Below are 8384 nucleotides of genomic sequence, written 5' to 3'. Positions count from 1 at the left end.
TCTACTGTTGTATTTCGATATGTCAATTTACTAAGAACTTACTATTATACTGGCTATCCCATAAACAATACTAAGGGTTACAACATGCGTATTATTCCTAAGTTAATGATTGCAATGGCTTCTTTCGCGTTCGTCACTAGCGTTAGCGCGGCTGAACTGATGACTCACGACGCTTTTAAAAAGGTGGCTTCTCAATATAAAAAGATTGGTACCGTTTCAGTTTCAAATGAGAGCTCTCAAACTGATGCGAAATCTGAGCTGATTAAAAAAGCTGACGAAAAAGGGGCCGATGTTCTGGTTCTGACTTCTGGCAGCACCAACAAAAAGGTTCACGCCAGCGCTAACATTTATAAGAAAAAATGATTTAGCCAGTTGTGTACCGGGTGGGGAACGAAAGTTTCCCACTTTTAATACCGGTGTCAGATATCTACTATCTTCATTTAATTCGTCAAATCTCTTTTTTATAGAATAACGTTAGCCATTAACGCTACAGGTAAGTGGTATGTCATCGCCGATGTCGGTTATGCCCCGCAGTCTCCTGCTGGTTGCGTTATTGCTGTCCAGCCAGGTTGGTGTTGCCGCAAACGGCCACCGCCTTAAGCAACGTGCGGATGCCGTACTGACGCTGATGAGTTATACGGTAGTGCCTGACGTCACCGCCAGCGATCTCAATATCGGCAGCGGCACCAATAATAAAAACGCACTTTCCATCACCCAGTTCGGCGGCGGCGCCACGCTAAGCGAATCCTTCCCCCTGTATCTGGAAGGCACGGTGGGGTACAGCCGCTACGATCCGCAGTTCGTTTTCTCTGATGGCGCCGAAAATCGCAATATTCCCGCTAAGTGGAACAGTCTTACCGCGACTGGCGGTATCGGCTGGGACTTCCAGTTATATAAAGACAAGTGGGGCGGTAATCTGGTGCTTCGCCCCATTTTCAACGTCATGCTGGGAACGATGGTGAGCGATCTGCGTGTCGGGACATGGGTAGTACAGCAAAAACGCGATGCCGACATGCAGTTTCTCGACGGCGGCCGGTTGAACGCCTACGGTCTGGGAGGCTCACTCATGCTTGATTACGAGCTGTTTTCACAATCACAGGATATTGACGTTGAGCTTCGCTACTCCGGGATGAGCCTGGAAACGTTCGGCGATACCGCCGACGCGGTTAAGGGACAGGCCAACGCCGATAACCTTGGGCTGTATATTCGCCGCCGTGCGCCTATCTCTGACTGGACGCTGCTGCAACGCCCGGTGCGCTACGTTCTGGAGGGCGCGCATACTGAATACCTGGGCGATCAGCGTGGGCAGCTCGGCTTTGACAACCTGAGTTCAGTGGGGGTTGGTCTGGAGCTCGACAGCAGCAAATACGATGTCTTTGTCACCCGAACGCGCCTGGTGGCGCGCTATATGTTTGGTAATAATACCAGCGGTTATGGGATCGGTTTTGCCATGAGTTTTTGAAACAGCGGGGGCGTTCAACTCCCCCAGCGGCTTCTTAAATAACTGACGGCATCCTGCGTTTGCGGCGCATTGAGGTAATTCTCCCGAAACAGAATAGTTCCCTGGATTTGTGGCACAGCGTCGTTTAAGTCGAGCTGCTTTTTCAGCTCTGGCACGCCGCCCTGGACCGTCCAGTCAGGTTCATTTTTCGAGGGTTCGCCCACTTTATAGAAGGCGATGCCGATATAAAGACGCGTATTTGTCGGTTTCACGACGTCAGCCCACCATTTTGCCAGCACGTCATAGCGAGCGGCGCTTCGTGAGAAAGGCCAGTAAATCTGCGGCGCAATATAATCCAGCAGCCCCTGCTGTACCCACTGACGGGTATCAGCATAGGATTCATCATAGGCGGCAGCTCCCCGGGTGTCGGACCCGTCGGGATCGTGCGAGCGGTTACGCCAGACCCCGGCAGGGCTAACGCCAAATTCAACGTTGGGTTTTATCTGCTTAATGGTGCGGGATACCTCGGCAATCAGTTGCTGGGTATTGTGGCGCCGCCAGTCTGCTTTCGAGGCGAACCCCTGGCCATATTCCCGGAATGTCTGGTTATCGTTAAGGGCTGAACCCGGCGTTTCGGTATAGAAATAGTCGTCAAACTGCACGCCGTCGACAGGGTAGCGCGTGACGACTTCAGCAACGATGCTGGTTATCCAGTTGCGAGCTTCAGGGATCCCGGGATCGAGTACGAAACGATCGCTGGCAGTGCGAATCCAGTCCCGATGCTGTACAAACACGCTGGACGGCGCGCGGTTGAGCTCTGCCACGGTTGATGGCCGGGTGTTGGTTGAAACCCGGTACGGATTGAACCAGGCATGGACCTTCATCCCACGCTTATGCGCCTCATCCAGCATGAACTGCAGCGGATCGTAGCCCGGGTCTTCGCCAATCGTCCCGGTCAGCGTATCGGACCACGGTAAAATCTTCGACGGCCACAGCGCAGTACCATCCGGTTTTACCTGGAAGAACACGGTATTAACGCCCAGGCTCTTCAGCTTGTCGAGTTTATCGGTAAGCGCCTTTTTTTGCAGGTTTTCACGAATATCGGGGCTGGCATTGACTGACGATATTGGCGGCCAGTCAAGACGAGAAACGGTCGTTAGCCAGACGCCGCGCACGGGCTCCTGATTTCGCGCAATAGGCGGTTTAGCTGCGGAAGGGAATGGGGTGACCAGCGACTGCGGTGGTTTCGACGAGCAGCTGATGATTAATAATGCGCAGCCTGTCAGCGCCGCGAACCGTTTTATCGTTGTTACTAAAAATTGTTGCGGCATCGGGAAATTAGCTCTTAGTAAAGCGGCTGTTAGCCCAAGGATCCACGTCAGGCGCGTCCGGTTTTACCGGTGCAGCGTCGGTCAGAGACTCAAGATACAGCGCCTCGACTTCCGCTCGCGCCCACGGCGTACGGCGAAGAAACGTTAAGCTCGATTTGACGCTCGGGTCTTTTTTGAAGCAGTTGATATTAATACGTTTGCCAAGTTGTACCCAGCCAAAGCGGGCGACCAGCGCATTGACTTGCATTTCAAGCGTTACGCCATGCAGCGGGTCTTTAGAAGAGTGAGCGGTCATGTGGAGTCCGGTATTTTCTGATTTTTGTGATTATAGTCCTGGGTCAGGAGCAAGGGAAGCGGCAGGGGAGATCAGCGAGGCGCTGGAGATTTCCGCCACGACCGTGACAAATGCGATGAAGACCGCAACCGAATGGGCCAGGAACTATTCCGTTATCTGAGCATTACTGCGGATCATGGCGCAGCCAGGGGGTAATGGTGACACCCGCCAGTAATCCTTCCGGGCTTAGCAGACGAGTCACCGTCTGTCCCCATGGCTCTTCGCGCTGTGCGACAAGCAGCTGATAACCTTTGCTTTTAAGCACTCGGGTGGCAACGTCGATATCACGCACTTCAAATTCGATCCAGGCCTGTGGGGTAGGGAGATCCCCCGGCCATTGCTCGGATCCGAAACAAGAGAACGCCGCCTGAGAAAGCGGCCACAGCGCAAAATGCTTTACACCGTCCAGCGCGTCGTGTTCGGTCAGCAGGTAGTCGCTGTTGCCCTCCATACTTTTTAGCGGCAATCCCAGCGCATCGACATAAAAGGCCTTACTGGTGTCAGTATCCAGGGTGATGGGACCAAAACCTGCGATAAACACGATGTCGATACCGGATAAATCAGAATCCATTTTATCTCCTTATAACTGAGTATGTTTCCATCAATAAAGATAACATACTCTCCGACGGATGCCCGTCATATCGGCATTGGGCGTGGGGTACAGACATAAATCCATGCGGGCGGGAAGTTGCGAATTTCATAGATTCGGCGCCACTCAAAGTATCGGGACAACAGTTTCTCCGACAGCGGACTGTACTGAAACTGAATTAGCATTCCCCCTGGATTAAGCTGCTTCCGGATCTGTTTTAATATTCGTAGTCGCGTTGCCAGCGGGATGGACAGTAGCGGCAGGCATGAAAAGACAAGATCGTATTTTCTGTCCAGCTGTTCAGCGGAGCGGGTAATCACGCGCAGCCGACAGTCCTGGTCCGCCAGAGTCTGCAACTGACGTGCAAGCCCTGGCTGAATTTCCCAGGCATCCAGTTGTGCTGAGAGCGACAAACGATTAAGCAGCCTGCGGGTAAGAACGCCATCGCCGGCGCCAAGTTCCGCAACGGCTGTGGCGGTTTCCCATCTGGCGAGACTGGTCATCCGGTTGCACAACCAGGGTGATGAGGGCGTTACGGAACCGAAGGTGCGTGGTGAGAGAATAAATTGTCTGGCGTAGTTCATCTGATGCTTAAGATAAGGTTGTACCGTCGCAATCACAGAATTGAGCATCGCAAGTTTCTCCAGTTTTCGGCGAGTCTGCATGCATTGTGTACCTGCAATCTTAACAATTGCTTAATCCGCGTCTGGCCGCGATTGTTGGCGGGGAAGGAATGTACAGACGTGGAATCTATGGGGTTTGGGATTCACAGATTCAATTTAACATAATATACATTATGCGCACCTGTGTAAGATAACGCATAATCTGGACTATCACGGTCACATTGGGTCTGCTTTTATCGACCTCTGTTTGGTTGAGTTTTATATAGAATGGCTTCAATCTGACAGACCGAAGCCATTCTATCTCACCATGCTTCGGGTTCTCGTAGCATGTGTACAATATTGCAGGGATTCATGATCCACCCGCCTTGGAATCCTTCGGGTAAAAGTTCGACAGAATCACATCGAACAACGCCACGTTCTTCGATGTGTTTTTCAGCCAGTTTAAAATTGGTAGTGAACAACTCAAGCCAAACTTCGGCCTGACTTAGTCCTGGCGCTTCGTCAATCCACAGTCGGTTTGGCCCAAGAACAAATCCGGTCGCTGGCGGTTTATCGGTAATTTCATCCAGCCCGATGGTATGACGATAAAAATCGATTGTCTGCTGATACTGGTGTGTGGGCACTTTGATAGCGATATCGATCCCACCCTTAATTTCTGCATTCATATAGATTTTCCGTTGTGAGCGTTTTTAGGGATTACTTACCTTTCGCAACTATCATCCTGGCAACGCGTTGCCATCTTCGCCAGTGTTTATCCCGCCACGTTGGGCTATCTTTTGCCAACGCGGTGGGCATTAGCCTCATCTTCCCTATCCTGCCCCGGCTTCTCGAGGACGTCACCCATTTCACACAGCAACGCGCGTCACAAACACAAGCTGACGTACAGCAGTTAGGATGACGCTGCTGGAAGATGAAAACGTTTAGCCAGTTTCTTTTGCAGAATGATAACGATAATTGGGAACCCTGATGCGGAAATTGCACATACCGCCAGCAACGTGTTCACATTTTGTGGTGCCATGCCACGATCAGGTAATAGAAAAGCGGACAGAAAAAATGCGATGGTTGTAATCAGATACATTATTGATGTCTGTAATGAAGAAAATCCCGCTCGTTGCCTGTCATCAGGAAACTGAATCGTAACCGCCGAAGATGAAACCAGACGACTGTAAGATGCACCGAGAAATAAAGTAATAAATAGCGCCGCATGCTGATAGCCCAGGATTGGTATTAGCAGACTCAGTATAAAGACGATAGTTGACCCTGTAGCCAGAATCAAAGCAGAAAAACGGGAGGTTAACGCGCCTGTCATTTTTGTAGACAGGTACCCTGTAACACCCCCGCCGAAGAACAACCAGGGCAACAGGTCTTGAGAAGCGCCCAACTGCTGTGTCATTAATGGTACCAGAACAGGAATGACCAACATTGGACTAAACTGTACAAGCGCATTACTGGAAGCAAACAGTAAAGTATCAACGTCGAGAGGCAGTGCGTGGAGCGTGTCGAAAGAGACTGGGTCTTGAGGGATGATGGAAACAATCAGTGGCAATGCCAACAAACACAGTGTACTGATTAACCACAAAGCGAAATGCCAACCATAATGAGTACACAAAAATAATATCGTGGGCACTCCTACAATGCTTACCATCGAAAATGATGCAATCACCGTCGCCAACATTTTTCCGCGCAAGTTAGTCGGTGCGTGATTTATCAATATACTGATACCCACACCCATTGTCGTACCTCCAACCAATCCTGCACAGAATCGTAATGTAAGCAGAAGACTAAAACTGGAGGTGAATGTAGTCAAAAGTGTCAGTAGGCCTAGTAGTGCCATATTGGCGATTAAAAAACGTTTCTTATTGAAACGACCAATCCAGTAAAAGGCAATAATTCCCGCCAGGACTGCTCCTGATGTGTACATACCGGACACATAGCCTGAGAATGATACGGGAACTGCGAAATCTGCTGCCATAAAAGCAAAAACAGGGTTGAACACCATATATTCCAGCGCATTGGTGAACTGGATAAAAGCCATTACAATGGCTATCCGCATGAGGGCTTTATGATTAAACGTCTGTGTGACCAGTGGCATAGCAAGCGACCTATGGATGAAAGATATCCGAGTTTAACCGCTATCAATATTGTTCATTAGATGGTAAAAATGGCACTTATTATTATCATTTATGGGATAGTTGATGCGGCCGGCTCTTGATTTTAATACCCTGAAAGTGTTCATTGCTGTGGTTGAAAGAGAAAGTTTTGTTGGGGCATCGAAAGTCCTTGAAATGCCGACATCAAATGTGAGTCGTTGTATTTCTCAGTTAGAAGAAAAACTGAATCTTCAGCTCATTGAGCGCAGCACCCGACATATGAAACTCACCCAGGCGGGGCACCTACTCTATGCCCGAGCGAAGCCATTACTGGAGGCGCTTGAGCAAACTGAAACAGAATTAACGTTGCGGCAAATGCAACTCAAGGGCCCATTACGTATCTGTATTCCCAATGAAATAGGTCCTGCATTGCTGGGTTCTGTTGTTGCCGATTTCGCTTGTCAGTACCCGGATCTGGAAATAAGCTGCGTCACAAATTTGTCTGGTTTTGAATCCCTGCGAGATGATCTGGATTTAGCTATTATTGTTAGCCGTGGTCAGATGGATGACAGTGACTATATAGCCCGTCATCTGGTGACTATCCCTTGCACCATCGTTGCTGCCCCCTCCGTCATTCAGCGTTATGGCCCCCCTTCTCGTATACAGCAATTTGAAGAATTACCCTGTATTACAACGGTAAGTGCACTTAGAGGTGCTCCCTGGCAGTTTGTTAATAAAAAGGGGGGATTCGAGACTATTAAGGTTAAAGGGCATTATCGGGTCAACAGTGGAGAGATGGCAGGACGAGCGGCGGTAGCAGGTGTCGGTTTTGCCATTCTATCGAAACAAGCCTGTCAGCCTTACATTAACGATGGAAGGTTAATCGAGGTTGAGTTTGAACAATCGCCAGCACCATTGCAATTGTTCGCACTTTATTCAGATAGGCGTTACTTGCCCGCTAAAACAAGAGCGCTCATTGATTTCATACATCAGAGATTGAACCATTTACCCTCGCCGGATTGTGGTTAAAAAATGGGCTTGACGTACAATAATTTTCGATATCCAAACTGCCCCCTGTGAGAAGACCCGAAACGGGCCTTTTCACCATGTTTAGTAAACCGGATCGCGCTTTGCCAGACGGGTGACGATACGCTGACGTACGGTATCGTAAACCCAGTAATAGCTATGCTGGTTGCCTTTGTCCGTTCCTACGAAATATCGGCGCTGGATGATGCGCTGGACGTCCTGGATGGAGTTATTGCTGATATCGGCCGGGAGGCGAAAAAAATTGGACAGAAAAAACGTCTGAGAACTTTGAAAGATCTTGATAAATCAGCATTAGAACTGGCAAATATCTGCTCGATGCTTCTGGATGAAAATGTCGACAGTGAGTTGCTCCGCTCGACAATATTTGAAAAATTCCCTCCGGCCAGGCTGGCCGACACCATCACATTTATAAACGCGATTGCCCGGCCTCCTGACGCCAGTTTTCACGATGAAATGGTGGAACAGTATGGAAGAGTCCGCCGTTTTCTTCCCTGTTTGCTGGAAAATATTGAATTCAGCGCCGCTCCGGCAGGTGAAACCACGCTGGAGGCTATACGCTACCTTGCGGCGATCCGATCAACCCGGAGGCAACATATTGATGATGCGCCAATGGCGATAATTACCGGCCCCTGGAGGCGACTCTGCTATAGCAAAGACGGTCATTTATCCTGACAGGGCTATACCCTCTGTGTTATGAATAAGTTACAGGACAGTCTGCGGAGACGGGATATTTACGTCGTACAGAGTGAACGCTGGGGAGATCCGCGGGCTAAACTTCTCCAGGGTCAGGACTGGCATACCAACAGAGTGCAGGTGTATCGCTCCCTCGGGCAACCTCTCAACGCCGGAGAGGCCGTCAATGCGCTGACCCGGCAACTCGACACGGTGTACCGACAGGTCGCTAAAAATTTTGCTGATAATCAGGCCGT

The 8384-nt window shown here is 49.9% G+C and carries 9 protein-coding genes and 1 pseudogene; 4 read left to right on the top strand and 6 right to left on the bottom strand.

Features of this window, described 5'->3' with window-relative positions:
* Positions 1-84 precede the first annotated feature (84 nt).
* Both yahO and JO226_RS13295 read left to right on the top strand, forming a co-directional pair.
* Complete coding sequence (gene yahO, locus JO226_RS13300) at positions 85-363, top strand: DUF1471 family periplasmic protein YahO (protein ID WP_293592866.1); 279 nt, start codon at positions 85-87, stop codon at positions 361-363.
* Between the two features lie 160 nt (positions 364-523).
* Complete coding sequence (locus JO226_RS13295; protein WP_293592862.1) at positions 524-1462, top strand: hypothetical protein; 939 nt, start codon at positions 524-526, stop codon at positions 1460-1462.
* A gap of 14 nt (positions 1463-1476) precedes the next feature.
* On the opposite strand, the gene JO226_RS13290 is transcribed toward JO226_RS13295, so the two are convergent.
* The 6 genes from JO226_RS13290 to JO226_RS13265 form a co-directional block, all read right to left on the bottom strand.
* The gene (locus JO226_RS13290) at positions 1477-2772 is read right to left on the bottom strand and encodes a glycoside hydrolase family 10 protein (RefSeq protein WP_293592860.1); all 1296 of its coding nucleotides are present in this window, start codon (positions 2770-2772) and stop codon (positions 1477-1479) included.
* A gap of 7 nt (positions 2773-2779) precedes the next feature.
* Positions 2780-3067 (bottom strand): VF530 family protein, encoded by a 288-nt coding sequence (locus JO226_RS13285; protein ID WP_293592858.1) that lies wholly within the window; start codon positions 3065-3067, stop codon positions 2780-2782.
* A 163-nt stretch (positions 3068-3230) separates the two neighbouring features.
* Positions 3231-3677, bottom strand: coding sequence for a VOC family protein (locus tag JO226_RS13280; protein ID WP_293592856.1), 447 nt, complete (start codon positions 3675-3677; stop codon positions 3231-3233).
* Positions 3678-3742: 65 nt separating this feature from the next.
* Positions 3743-4327 carry a methyltransferase domain-containing protein gene (locus JO226_RS13275; protein ID WP_293592864.1) on the bottom strand — a complete coding sequence of 195 codons (585 nt, stop codon included), beginning with the start codon at positions 4325-4327 and terminating at the stop codon, positions 3743-3745.
* A 293-nt stretch (positions 4328-4620) separates the two neighbouring features.
* Positions 4621-4983 carry a hypothetical protein gene (locus JO226_RS13270; protein WP_293592854.1) on the bottom strand — a complete coding sequence of 121 codons (363 nt, stop codon included), beginning with the start codon at positions 4981-4983 and terminating at the stop codon, positions 4621-4623.
* A gap of 224 nt (positions 4984-5207) precedes the next feature.
* A complete protein-coding gene (locus tag JO226_RS13265) occupies positions 5208-6410 on the bottom strand; it encodes an MFS transporter (protein ID WP_293592852.1) in 1203 nt (400 codons plus the stop codon).
* 103 nt (positions 6411-6513) lie between these two features.
* Here JO226_RS13265 and JO226_RS13260 point away from each other — a divergent pair, with 103 nt between their 5' ends.
* The gene (locus tag JO226_RS13260; protein WP_293592850.1) at positions 6514-7437 is read left to right on the top strand and encodes a LysR family transcriptional regulator; all 924 of its coding nucleotides are present in this window, start codon (positions 6514-6516) and stop codon (positions 7435-7437) included.
* Positions 7438-7590: 153 nt separating this feature from the next.
* Positions 7591-8384: pseudogene (locus JO226_RS13255) on the top strand (Tn3 family transposase); the annotation flags it as partial.

The organism is Pluralibacter sp. (genome assembly GCF_019237635.1).
GTDB lineage: Bacteria > Pseudomonadota > Gammaproteobacteria > Enterobacterales > Enterobacteriaceae > Enterobacter_B.
The sequence above is the reverse complement of the archived record's forward strand: the minus strand, read 5'-3'. Positions and strand labels throughout refer to the sequence as shown.

Bases quoted from the DNA above. Each gene is read 5' to 3' on its own strand.
- yahO (WP_293592866.1), top strand. From the start codon at position 85: ATGCGTATTATTCCTAAGTTAATGATTGCAATGGCTTCTTTCGCGTTC.
- JO226_RS13260 (WP_293592850.1), top strand. From the start codon at position 6,514: ATGCGGCCGGCTCTTGATTTTAATACCCTGAAAGTGTTCATTGCTGTG.
- JO226_RS13295 (WP_293592862.1), top strand. From the start codon at position 524: ATGCCCCGCAGTCTCCTGCTGGTTGCGTTATTGCTGTCCAGCCAGGTT.
- JO226_RS13285 (WP_293592858.1), bottom strand. From the start codon at position 3,067: ATGACCGCTCACTCTTCTAAAGACCCGCTGCATGGCGTAACGCTTGAA.
- JO226_RS13275 (WP_293592864.1), bottom strand. From the start codon at position 4,327: ATGCTCAATTCTGTGATTGCGACGGTACAACCTTATCTTAAGCATCAG.
- JO226_RS13290 (WP_293592860.1), bottom strand. From the start codon at position 2,772: ATGCCGCAACAATTTTTAGTAACAACGATAAAACGGTTCGCGGCGCTG.
- JO226_RS13280 (WP_293592856.1), bottom strand. From the start codon at position 3,677: ATGGATTCTGATTTATCCGGTATCGACATCGTGTTTATCGCAGGTTTT.
- JO226_RS13265 (WP_293592852.1), bottom strand. From the start codon at position 6,410: ATGCCACTGGTCACACAGACGTTTAATCATAAAGCCCTCATGCGGATA.
- JO226_RS13270 (WP_293592854.1), bottom strand. From the start codon at position 4,983: ATGAATGCAGAAATTAAGGGTGGGATCGATATCGCTATCAAAGTGCCC.